A 20,093-nucleotide genomic window follows, 5' to 3' on the forward strand; every position below is an offset into this window, starting at 1 on the left:
GGCCGACGATGCAGCCCGACGTACACCTTTCCAGACAGGGTGGATGCCCCGGCCCGGTGCACAAATGCCACACAAGTATTTGATATCGCACGACCGCTCGACCGATGGTTACAAATCGATTAATCAACGCCGCGACTGCTTACCGTAACACGTCGAGGCACGCCGCACCCGGTTCACCGGCCGTGCGACCAACCGGCGTGAAAACGACGTAGCGGCGGGGCGAAGAACAATCGAATCATGGGGAGTTTTATGGCATTTCGGGACAATAGCCTGCTGATCCGCAGCAGCAGCGTGGTTGGTATCGGCACCAACGATGCCGATGATGTGTATGTCGCAGCCGGGGCAACGACCTTCGTGTTCGCCGATGGCAATGTGGGCGATGATTCGTTTCTTGGCTTCGACAGCAACGACACGATCATCACGCGCGTGCAGATCTATGATCGCAACGGCGACAACTTTATTTCCGCTGGCCCCAATGGCATCATCGACATCGACCGCACCGGTCCCGGGTTCGACGGCAACGATCACATCCTGATCGCCGGCCGGAACGACGAGATCACCGAACTGCGCTATCTGGGCACGAAGGACGGCGGTTTCGCCTATGCCGACGGCGGAACGCTGCGGGCGTTGTGGACGCGGTTCGGGCAGGAGAATGTGGTCGAGGGAACGGTCGCGAACGACCGGCTCGACATGGCGGGCGGTGCGAAGATCCTGTTGCAGGACAATGCGCTCGGCCTGAACCTCGGCGGCGACACCATCGCGAACTTCGGCAGCGACGACCTGCTGGTCACGACCAGCGCGCTGTTTGACGGCAATGGCGACGGCACGATCGGATTCGCCCGCAACCGCGTGCTCGACATGTCGGGCGTCGGCGGCCCCGACGTCACCGACGCGGAAGCCGGATCAGGTGGCCAGCTTCGCTTCACCGGATCCAGCCTGCGCTCGATCGAATATCTCGGATCGGACGACATCGACGGCGTAACCTATTATTATTACGGCACGGCGGGTTCGACCTTCGTCCCCGGATCGGTCGACCCTACCGCCTGATCCGCGTGAACCGGGTGTCGCGCCGTACCGCGCGACACCCGGGCTTATACGTGATCGCTAATGACTCGCATTCTTGTTTGGCGTAGGGCGCGATATCAGACGCGGACGTATGGTGCGTCCGCCGCCGGAGAACCGCCGATGAAAACCTGGATGCTCGCCGCCCTGCTCGCCCTTCCCGCGACGGCACAGGCGCACGAAGTGTGGATCGAACGCGACGGCGACGGTCCGGCCCGCATCTATCTGGGCGAACCGGCCGACGCGCCGCCCGCCGGTGGCGATCCCGAATTCGCGAAGCTCAAGGCACCACGTCTGCTGACACCCGCCACCGGCGCGTCGCAGCGCCGCACCGGCTTCATCGAAGTCGCCGTTGCGCCGGGCGACGTCCGCGCATGGGACGACGATGTGTTTGCTCCGTGGGGCGAGGCAGGCTCGCGCGAAGGCGTGGTCTATTATGCCCGCGCCGGCCGCAGCGAAGCCACGGCACGGCTCCCGTTCGAAATCGCACCGGTCACTGCCGGCGGCAATCGCTTCGCCGTGACGCGCGACGGCAAGCCCATGGCCGCGACCGAGGTGACGATCGTCGCGCCCGACCGGTCGACCAGCAAGCAGACGACCGATGCCGCCGGGATGCTCGACGTGGGTACGGCAGCGAAGGGTCGTTACCTGCTGGTCGCCGCTGCCAAGGACAGCGGTAGACAGACGCTGCCGGGCGGCGCGGTCGATACCGTCCACCGGATCACGACAACCAGTTTCGTGGTCGGCTGATCCGATCGGACGGCCCCGAACCGGTCGCGTCGATCGCAACCGGTTCGGGACCTTCGATCAATCCTCTTCGGCCGCGTCGGCTTCCGCTTTCGTCCGGTGTGCGACGCCCGGCTCTTCCGCCGGCGGCGAATAGACGGTGAACAGCTTCAACGGACCGTCACCCTTGTTGATGATGTTGTGCTTCGCGCCCTTCGGGATCACGATCAGGTGGTTCTCGCTCACCTTCTGACGGCTGCCATCGACCTGCGTCTGACCTTCGCCCGATACGAAGAAGGTCGTCTGGTCGGCATCGTGCGTTTCCTCGCCGATCTCGTCGCCCGGCTCGATATGCATCATCACCACCTGGCAATTTTCGTCCAGATAGACTTCCTTCTGGAAGAATTCGTTGGCCTCGACCAACTTGATGATATCCTTGTTGAATACGGCCATTCGCTGTCTCCCGTTGCAGACGCCACAGCGCAAGGACGGGCGCGGAGTTCCACAGTTGCGGCAGGATACTGATTCGCAAAGTTTTTTTGGGCCGGCGTCGGACAAAACGGATGCTGCGGCGTTCGCACCGTTCACCATCGTTGCAGGACCATCGTGCCCCATTTCCTGATTGCCGAAAGCGAAACCCCCGACGAACGCGAAGCCCGCCGCGAAAGCGCTGGCAAGAGTTCCGGCGAAACCTATGCCGCCACGCTCGAACAGCTCAGCCCGGACTGCACCGTCACGATCGTCGCACCGGCGGACGAGGACGCGCAACGCTACGAACCGCACGAACTGACCGCCTTCGATGCAGTGTTCCTGACCGGATCGCCGCTGCACGTGTATGAGGACCGCCCCGAGGTCCACCGCCAGATCGATTTCATGCGGCAAGTCTTCGCGTCCGGTACGCCAGCGTTCGGTTCGTGCGCCGGGCTGCAAGTCGCCGTCGCGGCGGCCGGCGGCACCGTCCGTCGGATGCCGCACAGGATGGAAGCCGGCATCGGTCGCCGCATCACCGCGACCGATGCGGGCCGTGCGCACCCGTTACTCGCGGGGCGCCCGCCAACATGGGACGCGCCCGCGATCCATGGCGACGAGGTCGAGCGCCTGCCATCCGGTGCGACGCTGCTGGCCGGCAATGCCGTCACACCCGTTCAGGCCGTCGAGATTCGGCATGATCGCGGCGTGTTCTGGGGCGTACAATATCATCCCGAACTGGCGCTGGGTGAAATCGCCGTTGCCCTCGAACGGCAGGCGGAAGATCTGGTCGAGCAAGGACTGGCGGAAAGCCCGGCGGACGTGACAGCAATCGCCGACCGCTTGACTGCGCTGCACCGCGAGCCCGACCGGCCAATGCTTCACTGGATATTGGGCATCGACGCCGAATTCGCGGTGGAACACCGCCGCCGCACCGAACTGCGCAACTTCCTCGCGCACGCACCTGCGCTGAAAGCAGCCGTGCCGCCTACGGACTGACGGTCACATCGGCGTCAGCGGTTCACGCTTGCCCGCCATGATCCGGTGCCCGGCGGCGATCTGCCGGGTAAACGGCTTGGCGAGCACCGTCGACAGCGCAATATGCTCGGCGGTCGCCGCGTCGGGCGTCAGCGTCACGATCGTATAGCCCTTCGCATCCTGATCGCAGAACGCCACTTCGCGATTGGCCTTCGCCAGCACCGCGCCCAGTCCGGGCAGCAGCGATCCATAAGACGGGCTGGTGACCGCCGTCGCGCCGAATTCCGCCGCGACCAGCGTGCCGCCATCGTCATACAGATCGTTCGACCACGCCGCATGACTGTCGCCCGACAGCACGATCGGGCGCGTCCCTGCCCGACGGAACGCGGCATATAGCCGCTCGCGCGCCGCCGGATATCCGTCCCATGCATCGAGATTAAACGGCAGACCGGCGCGATAGCCCGCGATCGACTGTTCGATCCGCGTGCGCCACGGCTGTGGCAATGCGGCCACCTGCCCCGCGAACCGCCCGCCATCATCGACCGTGCGGGGATCGGGACCGGCGACGCGAGCCATCACCACCTGATTGCCCAGCAACTGCCACGGCTTGCCGGCGCGCACCGATGTGGTCAGCACGCCTTCCATCCAGCGGTGCTGCTCCGCGCCCAGCAATTCCCGGTCGCCCCGCGCGCGTTCGGCGATGGCGGCGGCGAACTGCGCCGGGTCGGGCGTCGTCCCCTTGAACGCGACCTGTTCGGATCGCGCGAGCAACCGGGTTTCGACCATCGCCAGCGTCGCCAGATCGCCGAATTCGAAACTGCGATAGATCGCCGCCCGGCCCATGGCGCGGCGCGACTCCCGGATCGGCATCCATTCGAAATAGGCCTGCATCGCCGCCGCCTTGCGCGCCGCCCAGTCGCCTTCTTTCGCCGGATCGTGATTCTCGGCACCGCCGACCCATCCGTCGTTCGCGACTTCATGGTCGTCCCACACACAGATGAACGCCGCGCGGGCATGCGCCGCCTGAAGATCGCTGTCGGTCTTCACCTGCGCATGGCGGCGTCGATAGTCCGCCAGCGTGACGATCTCGTGCGGCGGATCGGGCAGCCGGTTCAGCTTGCGCCCGATCTCCGCACCATATCCTTCGGCCCCATATTCATAGATGTAATCGCCCAGATGCACGACGGCATCCAGCTGCGGCAACGTCGCCATGTCGGCATAGGCGTTGAACAACCCGCCCGGATATAGCTGGCATGACGCGACCGCCAGCACCAGCCGCCCGACCGCACCGACCGGCAAGGTACGGAACCGGCCCGCCGGGGACCGATCGCCCGACGCGGTCGTGAACCAGTACCAATATTCGCGACCGGGCGACAGGCCGGCCACCTCGACCTTCGCGGTATGATCCGCCGTGGCGCGTGCCACGACCTGTCCCGACCGGCGCGCGGCATCGTCAGGTCCATCGGCGACATGCCATTGCAACGGCACGTCCCCCCCGCCCGCCGCCGGCGTGATCCGCGTCCACAACACCGCACCGTCGGGCGCAGGATCGCCGCTTGCCACGCCGTGCACGAAGCGGCCGGTTCCGCCGTCGCGTGCAGTCAGTGCACCGGGTACGGCCAGCGCCGTTCCGCTGCCGATCAGCGCCAGTGCGCCGCGTCGTGCGATCATCGTCATGTCGGTGCTTCCGTTCGTGCGAAGAAGGTCTGGGATCAGAACCGCGCGGTCAGTTGCGCGCCATAAAAGCGCGGTTCGCCGGGGATGAAGGTCGGAATGCTGAACGCGCCACCGGTATTGCCCGCATCCAGCAGATAGTCCTCGTCGGACGCGTTGCGCAGGAAGCCGGCCAGTTCGAACCGGTCGTTGGCGAAGCTGACCCCGGCGCGCGCGTTGACCAGCGTTACCGGCCCTTGCGACAGCGCGATCCGGTTGGGCAATTCGAAATAGATCCGGCTGCGATGCGTCACGCTGGGCGTCGCGAACACGCGCATGCCGTTGCCCAACGGGGCGTCGAGCGTAAAGCCGGCCGCCGCCTGCCATTCGGGCTGCAACCGGAACCGCGCGCCCGAAAAGGTCGGGGCGAAGCGGTTGTCCTTGTCGATACCGCCCTTGATGTATCCGACATTGCCGAACAGGTTCAGCCAGCGGGCGGCACGGAGGTTCACCTCACCCTCGACGCCCAGATTGCCCGCCGATCCCGCGCTCTGCGTGATCGACGTGCCGTTGCCCTGCTGCACGCTGACCTGGAACCCGTCATATTTTTGGTAATAGACGCCGATCGATCCCGACACCGGGCCGATGCCGCCCTTTACGCCGGCTTCGTAGTTCCACACGATCTCCTCGGGCACCAGTTGTCGGTTGGCGATCGGCACGCCACCTGTCAGCGCGGCGCTGAGCTGCACGACCGGCGAACGCCGCCCCTTCGATACCGTCGCGAACAGGTTGACGGCATCGGACACGCGGAACAGCGCGTTGAAGCGCGGCAACACGGCGGCATAGCTTTGTTGCGCGACGAAAGTCTGGCCGCCGGTATCGATCTGGCCGGGGACCAGTGAAGTCGCGGTGGGGTTGAGCAATGGGCGCGGCACCCGCGCGAAATAGCCTGACTTGCGCTGTTCGATCAGCACCCGGACGCCCGCCGTCAGTTCCAGCGCGGGGACGGGAATCCACGTCGTGTCGGCGAACATCGAATAGCTGTCATTCTCGCCGCTGTTCTCGAACACCGAGCTGTAGGGCACCTCAGTCAGCCGGCCACCGCTCAATATTCGTGTGGCGTCCACCGCCTGAACGACACCGGCGGCATCAATACAGGCCAGATCGGCGATGCGGCCTGTAGCGCACTGGATGAACGTTCCCTCTTCCGACGAAAACGGCACGCTCTGCGCATTGTCCTCAACGAACACGTTCCAGCCGAACGATGCGCGCCAGCGGGGGTCGGCATAGTTGAACCGCCCTTCATGGCTGGCCTGCCATCCCTTCGCATTCTCGGCAAATTCGAGATACCATGCCGCCGACCCGTCGGCATCGAACACTTCGCGGCTGTCGAACTGGCGATAGCCGTTGACCGTGGTGAAGTTCCATCCGTCGGCGAAGTCGTAGCTGGCAGTCACGTTGACGTCGTACACTTCGCGGTTCAGCCCAAGCTGGTCGTCGCCCAGCACCTCCGCCGACAGCGGCGATCCGTCCAGATTGGCGCGGCCGAACGGGTTGCCCGGACCATCCGAAGTCGGCAGCGCGCGCGATATGAACGGGGTGCCGCCGTTCCGCTGGCGGTCGAACGTCCCGATCAGGTCGACGGTCAGCGCGTCGTCGGGCGTGAAGCGCAGCGAGCCGCGAATGCCCAGCTGGTCCTGCGCATACAGATCCTCGTCCTGCCGCGCCGACAGGTTTTCGACATAGCCGTCGCGCGTCTTCCATTCGAACGCCACACGACCCGCGATCACGTCCGATCCGGCGTTGACGAAGCCGGACAGCAGCGTCTGGTCGAAATTGCCGTACCCGCCGGTCAGCGCGCCCGAAAATCCCTCGCGCGGGCGGGCGGAGGTAAGGCTGATTGCGCCAACCGCCGATGCGGTGCCGAACAACGTCGCTTGCGGCCCCTTGATGACCTCGACCCGTTCCAGATCATAGATCGCCTGATACGACCCGCGCGACCGCGAGATATCGACGCCGTTATAATATAGCGTGACGCGCGGCCCCTGTTGCGACGATCCCGAATCGGACGTGATGCCGCGGATGACGATGCCGGGATTGTTGGCGCTCTGTTCCTGGATGTTTAGCCCGGGGATGTAGCTCGACAATTCGTCCAAATCGCCGACGCCGAGTTCGGCGATTCGTTCGCCGGTGACCGCCGATATAGTGATCGGCACGTCCTTGGCGCGCTGCTCGATCTTCTGCGCGGTGACGAGGATCTCGTTGACGTCGCGCGCGTCTTCCTCGGCGGCACGGTCCTGCACCGATGCCTGCGCCAGCGCAGCACCCGGCGCAGCGGACGCAAGCAGCACGGCAACGAACGAAAAACGCTTCATCATCAACCCCTATCGATATGAGGGGCGCAGTGGCGGTGCGGCGTGAAGATTTCGCGACGCGGCGATGACGGCATCGTGACGACGGTCAGCGTCGGCAGTGCGACCCGCCTGTCGCCCTCAACCATCGCACCGCGCGGAAGGCCGGGCATTCCCCGCACGTCGACGGCTTCGCGTTAACCACGAACCTTTGCCGCGTGCGGGAACAGGCACGCGGCCGCACCGTTCACTGCGCGACCTTTCCAGGAAGAACGATGCTGAACCAGACCGATCAAGTGGATGCCATCTTCCTCGTCGCCCGCCACGGCCGCGCCGCCCAGACGGTCGCCGGTCACCGCGTCGCTTCCGCAACACGCAACGGCGATGTCGACGAAGCCCGGCGCTGGCGCATGATCCGCCGTCACATCCACCGCCACGTCGCCTGAAACGTGCCTGATCCTAACGGGCGTGGAAAAAGTCGTACACGCCCTGCGCCATCGCCTTCGACACGCCCGGCGCCTTTTGCAGATCCTCCAGGCTGGCATTGCGTACCGCCCGCGCGGTGCCGAAATGCATCAACAGCGCCTTCTTCCGCGCCGGACCGATACCCGGCACATCGTCCAGCGGGCTGGCCCCGATCGCCTTCGACCGTTTGTCGCGATGCGCGCCGATGACGAAACGATGCACCTCGTCGCGCAACCGTTGCAGATAGAACAATACCGGTGAATTGACCGGCAGCGTCAGTTCGCGCCCGTCCATCAGGTGGAACACCTCGCGCCCCTCGCGCCCATGGTCCGGCCCCTTCGCGACGCCGACCATGCACACGTCCTCGATCCCGAGATCCTCCAGCACCGCCTTCGCCGCATTCAGCTGTCCGCGACCGCCGTCGATCAGCACCAGATCGGGCCAACCATTGCCGTCGCGATCCGGCACCCGATCGGGGTTTTCCTCCTGCGCGCGCGCAAACCGGCGCGTCAGCACCTCACGCATCATGCCGAAATCGTCGCCCGGCATGGTGTCCTTGTCGCGGATGTTGAACTTGCGATACTGGCCTTTGCGGAACCCTTCCGGCCCCGCGACGACCATCGCGCCCAGCGCATGCGACCCCTGGATATGACTGTTGTCATAGACCTCGATCCGGTCGGCCGGTCCTTCCAGTTCGAACAAATCGGCGACCTCGCGCAACAGTTTCGCCTGCGTGGTGGATTCGGCGTTGCGCCGTTCCAGCGCTTCCTCGGCATTGCGCTTCGCCTGATCGAGCAGCCGCCGCCGTACGCCGCGCTGGGGCACCGACAGCGCGACCTTGAACCCCGCACGCTCGGCCATCGCTTCCGCCAGGATGCCGGCTTCCGTCAGTTCGCGATCGACGAACACGTTGCGCGGCGGCGGCACTTCTTCATAGAACTGCATCAGGAACGCGGCCATCACCTCGTCCTCGGGCACGTCGCTGGTATGCGCCGGAAAGAAGCTGCGATGCCCCCAATTCTGTCCGCCGCGAATGAAGAACGCCTGGATGCCGATCGTCCCCTCGCGTGCTGCCATGGCGAACACATCGGCATCGCCGACGCCATCGGCATTGATCGCCTGCGACCCCTGAATGAAGGTCAGCGCCTTCAACCGGTCACGCAGCACCGCCGCCAGCTCGAAGTCCATCGCCTCTGCCGCCGCCTGCATCTGCTGGCCAAGCTTCGCCTGCACCTTGGTCGATTTGCCGCCCAGAAAGTCCTTCGCGTCGCCGATCAGTTCCGCATAGGCCGCGACGTCGATCCGCCCGACGCACGGCGCGGAGCAGCGCTTGATCTGATACAGCAGGCACGGTCGATCGCGCGTCTTGAAGAAGCCATCGGTGCACGATCGCAACAGGAACAGTTTCTGCAACGCGTTCAGCGTCTGCGTCACGGACCCGGCCGACGCGAACGGGCCGTAATAATCCCCCTTAGCCCGCCGCGCGCCACGATGCTTCTGAATACGCGGAAAGTCGTGGTCCGCGCGCAACAGGATGAACGGAAAGCTTTTGTCGTCGCGCAACAGCACGTTGTACGGCGGACGATAGCGTTTGATCAGCTGCGCTTCGAGCAGCAACGCCTCGGCCTCGTTGTTCGTCGTCACGATCGTCATCGACCGCGTCTGCGCGACCATCCGCTGCAACCGCTTGGTCAGTCGCGACACCTGCGTATAGTTGGCGACGCGATTGCGCAGCGCCCGCGCCTTTCCGACATACAGCACGTCGCCGCGCGCATCGTGCATCCGGTACACCCCCGGACGGATCGGCAGCGTCGCCAGCACGTTGCGGATCGCCGCGACCCCGGCATCCAGATCGGGCGCGTCGCTTCCGCGCACCGTGTAACTGGCCTTGTCCTCATGGAAGCGATTGGGGGCGTTGGGCGTTTCCGACATCGTCACCGATTTAGGGACTCGCGTCCGCGCCCGCCAGAGTCGACGACCGTCCCGACGTCTATCGAGCGCGTACTGCGTCGATGATCCGCAGTCCCAGCACCGCGTCGGCCGGATCGACCGGCACCGGCGCGCCGTGCAGGATCGCATCGCGCATGCCGGCGTAGAATGCCCGCCAGTCGCCGACTTCGCTCTGAACGCGCGTTTCCTGCCCGGTGGCGTCGGTCCGCACGCCCCATGCCGATACGTCCTCGACGCCATATCCCGGATCGGTCGGCGCGCCGCCCGCGCGCAACACTGCCTCCTGCGGATCGATGCCGTATTTGACGAAGCTGCCGCGTGTGCCGTGCAAGGCAAAGCGCGGTCGGGGGGCCGCGACCAGCGACGCCGACCCGATCGTCAGCCGCCGCCGGCCATAATGCAGCACGATCTCGAAATAATCGTCCACGCCCGCGCCATCACGCTGAACCGCCACGTCGCCATCGGCGTGGTCCGGCGCTCCGAACAACCGGATCGCCTGATCGATCATATGCGGTCCCAGATCCGACAGCAGCCCGCTGCCCGGTCCTGCCTGCTCGCGCCAGCCCGGCTTGATCGCGGGCCGGAAACGATCCCAGCGAAACTCGGCAAGCATCACATCGCCCAGCGCGTCTTCACGCACCAACCGCTCGACGGTACGGAAATCGCTGTCCCAGCGCCGGTTGTGGAACACGCTGAGCAACCGCCCCGCCGCCGCCGCTTCCGCGATCAGCGCATCCCCTTCCCCCGCATCCGGGACGATCGGCTTGTCGATGACGACGTGCCGGCCCGCGGCGATTGCCGCACGTGCCAGCGGGGCATGGCTGTCGTTCGGGGTTGCGATCACGATCAGGTCGATAGTCGCGTCCGCGATCAGCGCCGCCGGATCGGCGACGCGCCGTGCGTCGGGGAACGCATCGGTCGCACGCGACGTCGCGATCGCCGTCAGCGTCATGCCGTCGACGGCTGCGATCAACGGCGCGTGAAAGGACGCGCCGGCAAGGCCGAAGCCGATCAGGCCGACGCGCACCATCGGCTTACAGCTTGCCCAGTTCGGCCGCGACCTTCGCCACATCGGCGTCGGTGATCCGGCCATTGGCATAGGGTTGCACCTGCTTCAGGCTCATCCCCTTGAACATGGCATACGACTCATGCGCCATCATGCCGGGAAACTGCGCTTCCAGCACGGCCTTGCCCTTCGGGTTGGCGGCGATCGTCTCGATCGTGCTGTCGACCGTCAATTTGGCGGGTGCGGCAGGCGCGGCTGCCGGAGCCGGTGCGGGCGCATGGCCGCTGTGATCCTGCGCCATTGCGGGTGCGGCGATCAGCGCGGCGGCAGCGAATAGCAACTTCATCACGAAATTCTCCTGTGGACGCGACATCCATGCGCCACGGTAACGCACGTTCCGCGCCGCGCAAGTGCGCCACCCGGACGATCCGCGTCGGGGCGGATCGACGTTTAGCGGGAACCCGGCTTTCCGTCGGATTGCCATTCCGTGCAACATTGGCCTGATGCCGGCGTCCCGGACCGGTTTCAGGCTCACCAGTCCGCAAGCGGCAAGCGGCAAGCGGCAAGCGGCTGGACCACCTAAGATCGCCGCCCAGCACACTCGCGCGGATCGACATTCCGCGCGATGGTGCTTCTACTGCCTTCAGGACTGTCACCCCGGACCTGCTCCCCGGGTCTACCGCGAGGTATTCGTTGGCGGTCCAGCCCCTATCCGCATCGCTGATGGTCAGGCAGCCCCCGTACGTGGGCCGGTGACGAAAGGAAGCCATCTGCGCTGAATGCTGATCCGAGCAAGGAACCGGTCCGGGGTGACGGTCGTGCGGGCCTCTGGCGACCCGTTCACGCTGACGGGGGACCCGGCTTGAAGTCGTCTCTCCTGCGGGACAGGCTGGGGTACGGCGATGCAAGGTGTCAGACACCCACCGCGCCAAACGTCGGTCGGCCCTACGCCTGCGCGAACAGCTTCGTCCCCACGACGCCGATCACGATCAGCACCATAAAGCCGGCCTGTAGCGGGGCAATACGTTCGCCAAACAGGATCGCGCCGCCGATGATGACCCCGACCGCGCCCAACCCGGTCCATACGGCATAGGCCGTACCCGCCGGAATGCCGCGCATCGCCAGCGCCAACAGACCCATATTCACGAACGACAGCGTGATCGGCACCGCCGACGCCGCCAGCGTCCCCTGACCCGCTGCCCATTTCAGGCTCAGCGCCCAGATGATCTCGCATACGACCGCAACGGCCAGAATTGCCCACGCCATGTCATTCTCCTCGCGCGGGCTCGAAACCATTCCGCGCGCCGGAAACCCGGAAGAGACGCCACGGAACGCGAAACGCCGCCCGGCCGGTCGGCGGGACGGCGTCTTCGCAAACAGGAGAAACGATCAGTTCAGGCGGCTGCCGCCCAATCCGGCGATGGTCCGGTCGACCAGTGCGCGGTCGGCATCGCCCGACATGCGCTGGGCGATCAGCGCGGTTGCTGCCTTTGCGGCCGCATCGGCTGCGGTCGCGCGGACCTCCGCGATGACAGAACGTTCGGCGGCGGCGATCTTGTCGGTTGCCATCCGTGCGCGACGCTGGGTCAGGTCGGCGGCATCGGCCTCCGCCTTGGCCAGCAATCCCTGTGCTTCCGCTTCGGCATGCGCGACCATCTGCGCGGCCTGCGCCTCGATGCCGGCGATCTTCGACGCATATTCATCGCGCAGCGCCTCGGCCTCGGCACGCAGCGTGCGTGCTTCGTCCAGTCGGCTGCGGATCGCCGCGATCTGTCCGTCGAGCAGACGACCGATCACCGCAGGCACGCCCTTGACCACCAGCACGATCAGGAACAGCAGCATTGCCGCGCTGACCCATCCGGTGCCGTCGAGGCCCAGCGCGGACGGATCGGGGTGGTTCGCCCCGACCGTGCTGCCATGCTCGCTTTCGATGGCATCGACCCCGGTCTTCGGAAGACCTTCGTCGTGGATCGTCTGATTGAGCGTCTGTTCGCCCGCGCCGCGATTTGCCGGATTAGCCATGGAGCACCGCCTTCACCGCGCCGTGCGCGTCCTGTTCGCTGACGCTCAGCCCGGCAACGCGGGCAACGATGTCCTGCGTGGCCTGGGCGGCGACGATCTCGATCTCGCCCAATGCGGTGCGCTTCTGCGCGGTGATGTCGGCTTCCGCCGCATCGACGCGCGCCTGCACCTCGGCATTGGCGGCGGCAAGGCGTTCGGCGGTGGCCGCCGCACCCTTGGCGCGAGCTTCGGCCAGCAGCTTCTGCGCCGCCTCCCGGCTCGCGTTTTCGCGGACGCGCCATGCCTCTTCGGTCGCGTCGGCTTCGGCGCGCGCCTGTCCGGCGGCGGCGAGATCGGCGGCGATCCCGTCGTCCCGCTTGTCGACCGTGCCCTGTACCTTCGGCACCATGCCAAGGCCCACGACAAGGAAGACGATGCCGAAGGTCAGCACCAGCCAGAAGACCTGCGACCCCCAGGTCGCGGCGAGCTGCTCGATTTGCGGCATGAAACGTCCCGTGTTGTTCTGGTCGACCGGACACATGCCCGGCCGAAACCGGTTCCGTCAGGAACCGGAAACCGGGGCAGGTCGCCGATGCCGGCGCCCCGCCCCGAACGTCGCGTTCAGGCGACGAAGATCAGCAGCACGGCGACGACGAACGCCAGCAGGCCGAGAAGCTCGGCTGCGGCGAAGCCGATGAACATGTTGCCCTGCTGGCTGGCAGCGGCCGACGGATTGCGCAGCGCGCCCTGAAGGAACGCGGCGAACACGTTGCCCACGCCCAGTGCGGCGAGGCCCGCACCGATCGCTGCCAGACCGGCGCCGAGCAGCTTGATCGAGTCTGCTTCCATGTCGAAAACTCCCTTGGAAAAATTGGTAGGTTGGGTTGGATCAGTGATGGTCGTGCAGGTGCACGGCATCGTTGATGTACAGCGAGGTCAGCAGCGCGAAGACATATGCCTGCACGCCGGCAACCAGCATTTCGAGGGCGGACACGCCGACCATCAGCGCGAAGCTAGGCAGGCTGACCAACAGGCCGACGCCGACGCCCGTGTTCGTCGAATTGATGATGAAGCCCGCCAGCACCTTCAGCAGGATGTGCCCGGCGGTCATCGCGACGAACAACCGCAGCGCAAGGCTGAACGGGCGCACCATGAACGACACGAACTCGATCGGCGCGACCAGCAGCAGCACCGGGATCGGCGTGCCCTTCGGCGCGAACAGGCTGAAGAAACGCAGGCCGTGCTTGAACAGCCCGACGATCAGCACGATCGAAAAGCTTGCGATCGCCAGCACGCCGGTAACAGTGAAGTGGCTGGTCACGGTGAACGGATGCAGCCCGACCACGCCGAACGGCAGCAGACCGACGACGTTGGCGAACAGGATGAACATGAACAGCGAGAAGACGTACGGCAGGTAGGCGCGGCCTTCCTTGCCGATGTTCGCGTACAGGAGCTTGTCGATGAAGCCGGTGAAGCCCTCGACCGCCATCTGCCAGCGACCCGGAACGACCTGCTGGCGAAGGCCGCCGATCATGAACGCGAACAGCGCGATCGCCGCAACGATCATCCACAATGCCGAATTGGTGAACGGCACGACGTGGTCGCCCAGCGGAATGTTGAAGATCGTCTGCACCTCGAACTGGTGCATCGGATCGATCTTGCCTGCCTGCGCCACGTCGCTTCGCCCCGATATGCCAAGGCGCCCGGGATGTTAGCCCGAACGCCGGTTCGAAATCCTGATGATGTTCCTGAACGCACTGACGATCCCGAGGGCCAGCAGCACGAGCAGGAGCCATGGCGAGGTGCCGAGCAGATAATCGAGCGTACCGCCGATCACCGCTCCCCCGACCATCCCCCCGATCAGTTCGGCCAGCACGCGATTGCCGAGGCGGTAATTCCGTTCCCCGTCGTCCTCGCGCGCCGTGCCGTTCCGTATCGCCTCGTCCGTCTGCGCCTGCTTCAACCGTGCGTCGAGCGCGGCGATGCGGGCATCTTCTGGCAAGGGGTCCAGTCCGGGCTCGTTCTCCGCCATTCTCTCCCCCCACGACCATTCGGTCGGGCCAAAGAACACGCCGGATGGCGAGCCCGCCAAGGCAGGCGCGCTTTAGGAAGGTGACGGTTTCGAGTCAACCATAGCGTTCGCGCGACAAGCTTTCGGAACGGTGAACGGGACGACGGTGACCGCCCGCGGGCGGCCGTCCGTGAGGCAGATGCCGCAACCGGAAACGCACTAAAGCCGTCCCCGCAGATGCCGACAGAGCCGCTATCCTACCATCGTCAAACGCAGCGCGGGTCGCGCTGCGCCGGGCCGCTGCCGCGCGTTTCCCATGATCCGCCGGGCGTCTTGTACTTCTCGCCCGGCTTTGTCTGCGCGACCAGATTGCATCCGCTGACGAACGCGAACTGTTCCACGGTCGCGCCGGCCTGCGCGCCGCGAGTATAAGCCGCCTTGCGCTGGATGTTGATGTTGGCGACCAGCGCGCGCAGCTCGGGCGTACCGCCGCCGACGACGCCCAGATAGCCGTCGGGCTGTTCGCCGACCTGCCCCGCGGCGCGTGCCGCCTGATAGGCCGGGTCGCGCTGCGCCCACGCCGTTCCCGCGATCCCGCCGACTGAGACGAGGACGGCGGCGGCGATACCGAACTTCACGAAACCATGCATGGTCAGAATATCCCCGGATTGTCCTGGATCAGCGTCTTCGCTTCTCCATCAAGACGATACACCACTTCCTGCGTGATGTTGATGTTCAGATTGATGACGATGGGCTTGTCGGGCGCGGATACGTTGACGCACCCCCCCGCCGCCAGCGCGACGGCTCCGGTCATCAAGGCTCGCATCGTCGTCACCGTTTCGCTCATGGCACAGTCTCGCTTTCGGGTGGCTGAATGACGGGGTCTTTCGTCGTCGGCAATGGCGCCGGGGGCAGTCCCTGTTCGCGGCGCTTCTGCTCGGCCTGCAACGCGGTCAGGTTGCGCTCGATCAACCGGCCGGGATCGTAATAGCTCTGCACCGAATCGATCAGCTGACGAAACGGCGCCTTTACCCGCACGTTGAACACGAACGGCAGTTTCGCCAGCCGCCGGATCAGGAAATTGCTGCTGGTCCCCTCGCCCTGGCTGACCCCGGCGAAGCGGATCGCGGTCACCATCTCGCCCGCCAGCGGCCCGTCCATCTCGATGTTGAGCCGGCGATAATCGATCGATTTCAGCGCCTGAAACGCCAGATTGCCCCAGAAACCGACATCCTCCTTCGTCACTTCGCCGACATAGGACAAATTGCCGCCGCCGCGCGATTCCAGCTTGCCGCCCTCGATCCGTCCGCCATTCGCGTCGAAGATCATCGGCAGCACGCCGTCGAACACGCCCGACGCGTTCAGATTGTCGAATTCGAACTGTTGCAGGAACAGCCCGCCATCGACTCCGGCGACATGGAACGTCATCCGCCGTTCCCGGTCAGTGCCGAAATCCAGCACGGTCGGATCAAGCGTCATCTCGCCGCCGCCCAGCGGCCAGCGTCCGCCCTCGATCCGTACCCGCTGACCTTCGATCAACTGGTATCGCACCACCCCGTCGGGGACCGGGATACCCGGATTGACCTCGGCGATCGTCGCCACTTGTCCCGGCGCGGTGACGAAGCCCAGCAGGTCGGTGAACCGCATCTCGCCCGACAGTCCGGTGACCGGTCCGAACGCCGCCGCCAGGTCGGTGCCCGCCGTGCGGAACACGCCGGTGCTGGTCACCCCGCCGGGCGTCCACGCGATATCACCACAACCCGACACGCTGCCCTTCACTTCGGCCACCACGCCGAACGTCAATCGCGTCAGTTCGTTCGGCTGGAACCCGTCGCTGAACGCGATGCCGGGTACGGCCAGCATGGCATCGCCGGTCCCCTTGCCCAGATCATGAGCGATGGCGACGTCGGCGACCTTCACCCCCTTGGCCGGGTGTTTCAGCGACCCGCCCGCCCGAATATCGTTGCCGTTCAGCGTCAGGCGGAAATCGTCGCTGCGCAGCGGTTCGAAACGCGGGGCGGCATCGGCATCGCGCACACCCAACCCGCCGTCAAGCGACAGCACGCCGCCCGCCAGCCGCCACGCGCCCGCCGCCTCGCGGATCAACAGCGGCACGTTGCCGATCTGCCCCTCGCCGCCCTCGAACCGTCCCGCGACGGTCCCGGTGGCGATCCGCCCGGTCAGCGTGGCGATATCCAGTACGCTCAACCGCTCCGTAGTTCCCAGCCGGGTCTTCACGCCCGACAGCGCGAAATCGCGTCCGCTGAACCCGAAGCGAGCGCGCGCCGCCGCCAGCGCGATCGGCGTCACGCCCAGCCGTCCCTGCAATGCCACCTCGCCGGTCGTCACGCCGCCTGCGATCCGTCCGTCGGTCACCCGCACCATCGCACCATCGACCGGGCACAACCGCAACCGTGCGGGGTCGAGGATCAGTCCCGACACCTGCAACCGATCGAACCCGACCGCCGAACAATCGGCATTGACCGCCAGCCGCCCCGCCCCGTCCCATCGTGCCGCAACCGGCATCCGCAGCCCATTGATCCGTCCGTCGCCCAGCGGACCGGACAGCGTCGCCACCGTATCGATGCGCGTCGTTCCATCCGCCGACCGCTCGAACCGCACCGGGGTCAGCGCCAGCCGCGCACCCCCGGCCGCATAGGGCCGCACCACCGCCTCCCCGGTCACCGCCGCCCCCGGCCCCGCCTGCGCCAGACGCACGCGGGCCTCCGGCATCCCGCCGCCGCCCAGCGAAAGCGCGCCGTTCAGCGTCGCCCCTTTTCCCGACACCCACCGCACCGGCCCGCCATCGAGCGTAGCACGAACGCCGCTGTCGCTCGCGAACGCCAGCCGGTCGATTCGCGCTGCAAGGGGACGTGCCGCCACCTGCGCCGACACATCGAACCGCCGCGCCGCGCGCACCGCCGCCGCCGCCATCGCCCGCACCAGCGGATCGACCGGCGTGCCCGCCGCCGCGTCGCTCAGCCGCGCGACCTGCGCCGCATCGATCTGCGCACCGTCCGCCGCGATCCGCCCTTCGAACGCCGGCACGCCGCCGATCGAATAGCGGCCCGCCACCGCCAGCCGCCGGGCGGACAGTTGTGGCACTGCGAACGCGCCCGACGCCAGGTCGATCGTACCGCGTGTCGCGTCGCGTCCGCCGTCGAAGCCGATCCGCCCCGTGACATCCGCCACCCGCGTCGTCGGCGCGGTGATGGCTGCCAGCGTCACCGCCGCCTGTCCACGCCACCGGTCGAACCGGTCGCCCAGCATCAGGTCGAGCGTCGTGGCGGGCCGCGCGACCTGCACCGCGCCGCAACCCGCGCGCTGCGCCCGCACCGGCCCGGTCACGCTTGCCTGTCCCCGAACGATCCGAACCGACAGTGCCGCCATCGTCCCATCGACTGCACAGCCGTTCCACGCCAGCCGCGGGGCTACCGCCGCCAGTTGGCCGGTGAACCCGTCCGACAGCTTTCCGCGCCCAGCCAGCTTCATGCCCACCACGCCGTACGGGGTCGTCAGCCGGATACGTCCGTCGTTCACTGCGACGTTCAGATCGGGTAATGTGAAAGGCTTGCCCGACGGTGGCGGCAGCAGTTTGTCGATCTGTCCGAACGATACCGTCCCGTCGGGACGCAACGTCGCGTTCAACCGGACCTGCCCCGCGCGTGCGCCGGTCACGCTGGCACCGTTCAGCCCGATATCAGTATCGACGTCGATCCAGTCGGCAACCAGGTCGGGCGCTCGCGGATCACCCAGCACCACGTCGACCAGCCGCTGCCGTCCCAGCCCGATCTGCGCGACACGGTAGCGCGCCTGCACCCCGCGCCGCTCCAGCTCCCGCCGCACGAACCCGTCGGCGATCGTCCGCCGCTGCGTCCACAGCAACGCGGCCAGCGCCAGCACGATCAGCACGACCACCAATAGGACACGCGCGAACGTGCGTCGCCGGCCCCCGGCGGGGCGTGCGGGCGTCTCCGGCACTCCTTCGTCGCTGCTCAGACCCCGCACTCCACACCCATCGCCGCCGTTCGTCGGCGCAACGCCGGCCAGGGTCAAGCGCGGCGCGCGCGAACCGGTTCCGCCAGCGCAACGAAAATCGGGCTCCCGGCACCTTCAATCCGTCCCGCCGATCCGCTACGCCACCGTCATGACCGCGCCAGACACCGACGGCACCGGCCACCGTGCCCGCCTGCGCGGACGCCTGCTCATGCACGGCGGCGAAACGTTGCTGGACCACGAACTGATCGAATATCTGCTGACGCTCGCCATCCCGCGCCGGGACACGAAGCCGCTGGCCAAGACACTGCTGCACGAATTCGGCGGCATCGGCGGCCTGCTGTCCGCCGATTCGGTCGCGCTGGGCAAGGTGAGCGGCATGGGCGATTCCCCCGTCGCCGCGATCCGCATCGTACAGGCCGCCGCCATCCGCATGCTGCATGCACAGGTCGCCCCTCGTCCGGTCCTGTCGAACTGGCAGGCGCTGCTCGACTATCTTCACGCCGACATGGCGCATCACGTCGTGGAACGCATCCGCGTGCTCCATTTGAACAGCCGCAACCTGCTGATCCGCGACGAACTGGTGGCGGAAGGGACGGTGGACGAAGCGCCGCTCTACACCCGCGAAGTCATCCGCCGGGCGCTCGATCTCGGTTCCGCCGCCTTGATCCTCGTCCACAACCATCCTAGCGGGGACCACAGCCCCAGCCGCGCGGACATCGATTTGACCCGCACCATTGCCGCCGCCGGCAAGCCGCTGGGCATCGCGGTGCACGACCATCTCATCATCGGCGCACGCGGCCATACCAGCCTGCGCGCACAGGGAATGCTATGACCGAAAAGGAGAAGATGATTGCGGGTGAACTGTACGACGCCAGCGATCCCGAACTCGTCGCCGACGTGCTCGCCGCCTGTCGCTGGATGGATCGGTACGACGTTTCCCGCTCGCTCGGCATGGCGGAACGGCTTTCGTTGCTGCGCGAACAACTCGGATCGGTCGGCGACGGGGTGACGATCCGCCCGCCGTTCCGCATCGATTACGGGTACAACATCACTGTCGGCGATGACGTCTTCATCAATTTCGGCTGTATCATTCTCGATGTCTGTGCCGTCACGATCGGCGCGAAGACCCAGATCGGTCCGGGGGTGCAGATCCTTGCCGCCGACCATCCCCGCGATCCTGCCGTCCGCGCGCAAATGGTCGAATATGGTCGGCCGGTGACGATCGGCGCGAACGTCTGGATCGGTGGCGGCGCGATTCTACTGCCCGGCGTGACCATCGGCGACGACGCCCTGATCGGCGCGGGTGCGGTCGTCGCCCGCGATGTCGCGCCGGGCGCGACTGTCGTCGGTAATCCGGCAAGAATGCTGAATCCGACCGGAACTGCCCGGTCCGACACGGACCGCTGACGCGAAACGGCCGCCG

At 66.5% G+C, this 20,093-nt stretch carries 21 protein-coding genes; 6 read left to right on the forward strand and 15 right to left on the reverse strand.

Features of this window, described 5'->3' with window-relative positions; all coding sequences use genetic code 11:
* The first annotated feature begins 249 nt into the window (after positions 1-249).
* Together IFT55_RS02150 and IFT55_RS02155 are read left to right on the forward strand one after the other, a co-directional pair.
* Positions 250-1,047 (forward strand): hypothetical protein, encoded by a 798-nt coding sequence (locus tag IFT55_RS02150; RefSeq protein ID WP_192088736.1) that lies wholly within the window; start codon positions 250-252, stop codon positions 1,045-1,047.
* Between the two features lie 138 nt (positions 1,048-1,185).
* Positions 1,186-1,812 carry a DUF4198 domain-containing protein gene (locus IFT55_RS02155; protein ID WP_192088737.1) on the forward strand — a complete coding sequence of 209 codons (627 nt, stop codon included), beginning with the start codon at positions 1,186-1,188 and terminating at the stop codon, positions 1,810-1,812.
* A gap of 57 nt (positions 1,813-1,869) precedes the next feature.
* Here IFT55_RS02155 and IFT55_RS02160 read toward each other — a convergent pair whose 3' ends face one another.
* Positions 1,870-2,241: a cupin domain-containing protein gene (locus IFT55_RS02160; protein ID WP_192088738.1), complete on the reverse strand. Its 372-nt coding sequence runs from the start codon at positions 2,239-2,241 to the stop codon at positions 1,870-1,872.
* A gap of 153 nt (positions 2,242-2,394) precedes the next feature.
* Between IFT55_RS02160 and IFT55_RS02165 the strand changes: the two genes are divergently transcribed.
* Entirely contained in the window at positions 2,395-3,255 is an 861-nt protein-coding gene (locus tag IFT55_RS02165) for a glutamine amidotransferase-related protein (RefSeq protein ID WP_192088739.1), read from the forward strand.
* A 3-nt stretch (positions 3,256-3,258) separates the two neighbouring features.
* On the opposite strand, the gene IFT55_RS02170 is transcribed toward IFT55_RS02165, so the two are convergent.
* Together IFT55_RS02170 and IFT55_RS02175 are read right to left on the reverse strand one after the other, a co-directional pair.
* Positions 3,259-4,911 (reverse strand): alkaline phosphatase D family protein, encoded by a 1,653-nt coding sequence (locus IFT55_RS02170; RefSeq protein WP_192088740.1) that lies wholly within the window; start codon positions 4,909-4,911, stop codon positions 3,259-3,261.
* 35 nt (positions 4,912-4,946) lie between these two features.
* The gene (locus IFT55_RS02175; protein ID WP_446740696.1) at positions 4,947-7,265 is read right to left on the reverse strand and encodes a TonB-dependent receptor; all 2,319 of its coding nucleotides are present in this window, start codon (positions 7,263-7,265) and stop codon (positions 4,947-4,949) included.
* Positions 7,266-7,513: 248 nt separating this feature from the next.
* Between IFT55_RS02175 and IFT55_RS02180 the strand changes: the two genes are divergently transcribed.
* On the forward strand, positions 7,514-7,684 hold the full coding sequence (locus IFT55_RS02180; RefSeq protein WP_192088742.1) for a hypothetical protein: 171 nt from the start codon (positions 7,514-7,516) through the stop codon (positions 7,682-7,684).
* A gap of 13 nt (positions 7,685-7,697) precedes the next feature.
* Here the strand turns inward: IFT55_RS02180 and uvrC are convergent, their stop codons facing one another.
* The 12 genes from uvrC to IFT55_RS02240 all read right to left on the reverse strand — a co-directional run bounded on the left by uvrC (position 7,698) and on the right by IFT55_RS02240 (position 18,679).
* Entirely contained in the window at positions 7,698-9,635 is a 1,938-nt protein-coding gene (uvrC, locus tag IFT55_RS02185; RefSeq protein ID WP_192088743.1) for an excinuclease ABC subunit UvrC, read from the reverse strand.
* 58 nt (positions 9,636-9,693) lie between these two features.
* Positions 9,694-10,683 carry an oxidoreductase gene (locus IFT55_RS02190; RefSeq protein WP_192088744.1) on the reverse strand — a complete coding sequence of 330 codons (990 nt, stop codon included), beginning with the start codon at positions 10,681-10,683 and terminating at the stop codon, positions 9,694-9,696.
* A 4-nt stretch (positions 10,684-10,687) separates the two neighbouring features.
* On the reverse strand, positions 10,688-11,005 hold the full coding sequence (locus IFT55_RS02195) for a hypothetical protein (RefSeq protein WP_192088745.1): 318 nt from the start codon (positions 11,003-11,005) through the stop codon (positions 10,688-10,690).
* A gap of 599 nt (positions 11,006-11,604) precedes the next feature.
* Complete coding sequence (locus IFT55_RS02200) at positions 11,605-11,925, reverse strand: DMT family transporter (protein WP_192088746.1); 321 nt, start codon at positions 11,923-11,925, stop codon at positions 11,605-11,607.
* Positions 11,926-12,048: 123 nt separating this feature from the next.
* Positions 12,049-12,681, reverse strand: a complete 633-nt coding sequence (locus IFT55_RS02205) for a F0F1 ATP synthase subunit B family protein (RefSeq protein WP_192088747.1) — start codon at positions 12,679-12,681, stop codon at positions 12,049-12,051.
* Positions 12,674-13,165 carry a F0F1 ATP synthase subunit B family protein gene (locus IFT55_RS02210; protein WP_192088748.1) on the reverse strand — a complete coding sequence of 164 codons (492 nt, stop codon included), beginning with the start codon at positions 13,163-13,165 and terminating at the stop codon, positions 12,674-12,676. Before IFT55_RS02210 ends, IFT55_RS02205 begins: the two co-directional genes overlap by 8 nt.
* A 116-nt stretch (positions 13,166-13,281) precedes the next feature.
* Positions 13,282-13,509, reverse strand: coding sequence for a F0F1 ATP synthase subunit C (locus tag IFT55_RS02215; protein ID WP_192088749.1), 228 nt, complete (start codon positions 13,507-13,509; stop codon positions 13,282-13,284).
* Positions 13,510-13,549: 40 nt separating this feature from the next.
* Complete coding sequence (locus IFT55_RS02220) at positions 13,550-14,335, reverse strand: F0F1 ATP synthase subunit A (RefSeq protein WP_192088750.1); 786 nt, start codon at positions 14,333-14,335, stop codon at positions 13,550-13,552.
* A 36-nt stretch (positions 14,336-14,371) separates the two neighbouring features.
* Positions 14,372-14,692, reverse strand: a complete 321-nt coding sequence (locus tag IFT55_RS02225; RefSeq protein WP_192088751.1) for an AtpZ/AtpI family protein — start codon at positions 14,690-14,692, stop codon at positions 14,372-14,374.
* 245 nt (positions 14,693-14,937) lie between these two features.
* The gene (locus IFT55_RS02230; RefSeq protein WP_192088752.1) at positions 14,938-15,321 is read right to left on the reverse strand and encodes a YdbL family protein; all 384 of its coding nucleotides are present in this window, start codon (positions 15,319-15,321) and stop codon (positions 14,938-14,940) included.
* A gap of 2 nt (positions 15,322-15,323) precedes the next feature.
* The gene (locus IFT55_RS02235) at positions 15,324-15,485 is read right to left on the reverse strand and encodes a YnbE family lipoprotein (protein WP_249403527.1); all 162 of its coding nucleotides are present in this window, start codon (positions 15,483-15,485) and stop codon (positions 15,324-15,326) included.
* 29 nt (positions 15,486-15,514) lie between these two features.
* The gene (locus tag IFT55_RS02240) at positions 15,515-18,679 is read right to left on the reverse strand and encodes a YdbH domain-containing protein (protein WP_342029208.1); all 3,165 of its coding nucleotides are present in this window, start codon (positions 18,677-18,679) and stop codon (positions 15,515-15,517) included.
* A gap of 139 nt (positions 18,680-18,818) precedes the next feature.
* On the opposite strand from IFT55_RS02240, the gene radC reads away from it, so the two are divergent.
* Both radC and IFT55_RS02250 read left to right on the forward strand, forming a co-directional pair.
* Positions 18,819-19,502, forward strand: coding sequence for a RadC family protein (gene radC, locus IFT55_RS02245; protein WP_192088754.1), 684 nt, complete (start codon positions 18,819-18,821; stop codon positions 19,500-19,502).
* Positions 19,499-20,077, forward strand: a complete 579-nt coding sequence (locus tag IFT55_RS02250) for a sugar O-acetyltransferase (RefSeq protein WP_192088755.1) — start codon at positions 19,499-19,501, stop codon at positions 20,075-20,077. Before radC ends, IFT55_RS02250 begins: the two co-directional genes overlap by 4 nt.
* The last annotated feature ends 16 nt before the right edge of the window (positions 20,078-20,093 follow it).

It is taken from the genome of Sphingomonas sp. CFBP 13720 (assembly GCF_014842075.1).
In the GTDB taxonomy this organism is placed as follows: domain Bacteria; phylum Pseudomonadota; class Alphaproteobacteria; order Sphingomonadales; family Sphingomonadaceae; genus Sphingomonas.

Bases quoted from the DNA above. Each gene is read 5' to 3' on its own strand.
- IFT55_RS02150 (WP_192088736.1), top strand. From the start codon at position 250: ATGGCATTTCGGGACAATAGCCTGCTGATCCGCAGCAGCAGCGTGGTT.
- IFT55_RS02155 (WP_192088737.1), top strand. From the start codon at position 1,186: ATGAAAACCTGGATGCTCGCCGCCCTGCTCGCCCTTCCCGCGACGGCA.
- IFT55_RS02160 (WP_192088738.1), bottom strand. From the start codon at position 2,241: ATGGCCGTATTCAACAAGGATATCATCAAGTTGGTCGAGGCCAACGAA.
- IFT55_RS02170 (WP_192088740.1), bottom strand. From the start codon at position 4,911: ATGACGATGATCGCACGACGCGGCGCACTGGCGCTGATCGGCAGCGGA.
- IFT55_RS02175 (WP_446740696.1), bottom strand. From the start codon at position 7,265: ATGATGAAGCGTTTTTCGTTCGTTGCCGTGCTGCTTGCGTCCGCTGCG.
- IFT55_RS02180 (WP_192088742.1), top strand. From the start codon at position 7,514: ATGCTGAACCAGACCGATCAAGTGGATGCCATCTTCCTCGTCGCCCGC.
- uvrC (WP_192088743.1), bottom strand. From the start codon at position 9,635: ATGTCGGAAACGCCCAACGCCCCCAATCGCTTCCATGAGGACAAGGCC.
- IFT55_RS02190 (WP_192088744.1), bottom strand. From the start codon at position 10,683: ATGGTGCGCGTCGGCCTGATCGGCTTCGGCCTTGCCGGCGCGTCCTTT.
- IFT55_RS02195 (WP_192088745.1), bottom strand. From the start codon at position 11,005: ATGAAGTTGCTATTCGCTGCCGCCGCGCTGATCGCCGCACCCGCAATG.
- IFT55_RS02200 (WP_192088746.1), bottom strand. From the start codon at position 11,925: ATGGCGTGGGCAATTCTGGCCGTTGCGGTCGTATGCGAGATCATCTGG.
- IFT55_RS02205 (WP_192088747.1), bottom strand. From the start codon at position 12,681: ATGGCTAATCCGGCAAATCGCGGCGCGGGCGAACAGACGCTCAATCAG.
- IFT55_RS02210 (WP_192088748.1), bottom strand. From the start codon at position 13,165: ATGCCGCAAATCGAGCAGCTCGCCGCGACCTGGGGGTCGCAGGTCTTC.
- IFT55_RS02215 (WP_192088749.1), bottom strand. From the start codon at position 13,509: ATGGAAGCAGACTCGATCAAGCTGCTCGGCGCCGGTCTGGCAGCGATC.
- IFT55_RS02225 (WP_192088751.1), bottom strand. From the start codon at position 14,692: ATGGCGGAGAACGAGCCCGGACTGGACCCCTTGCCAGAAGATGCCCGC.
- IFT55_RS02230 (WP_192088752.1), bottom strand. From the start codon at position 15,321: ATGCATGGTTTCGTGAAGTTCGGTATCGCCGCCGCCGTCCTCGTCTCA.
- IFT55_RS02235 (WP_249403527.1), bottom strand. From the start codon at position 15,485: ATGACCGGAGCCGTCGCGCTGGCGGCGGGGGGGTGCGTCAACGTATCC.
- radC (WP_192088754.1), top strand. From the start codon at position 18,819: ATGACCGCGCCAGACACCGACGGCACCGGCCACCGTGCCCGCCTGCGC.
- IFT55_RS02250 (WP_192088755.1), top strand. From the start codon at position 19,499: ATGACCGAAAAGGAGAAGATGATTGCGGGTGAACTGTACGACGCCAGC.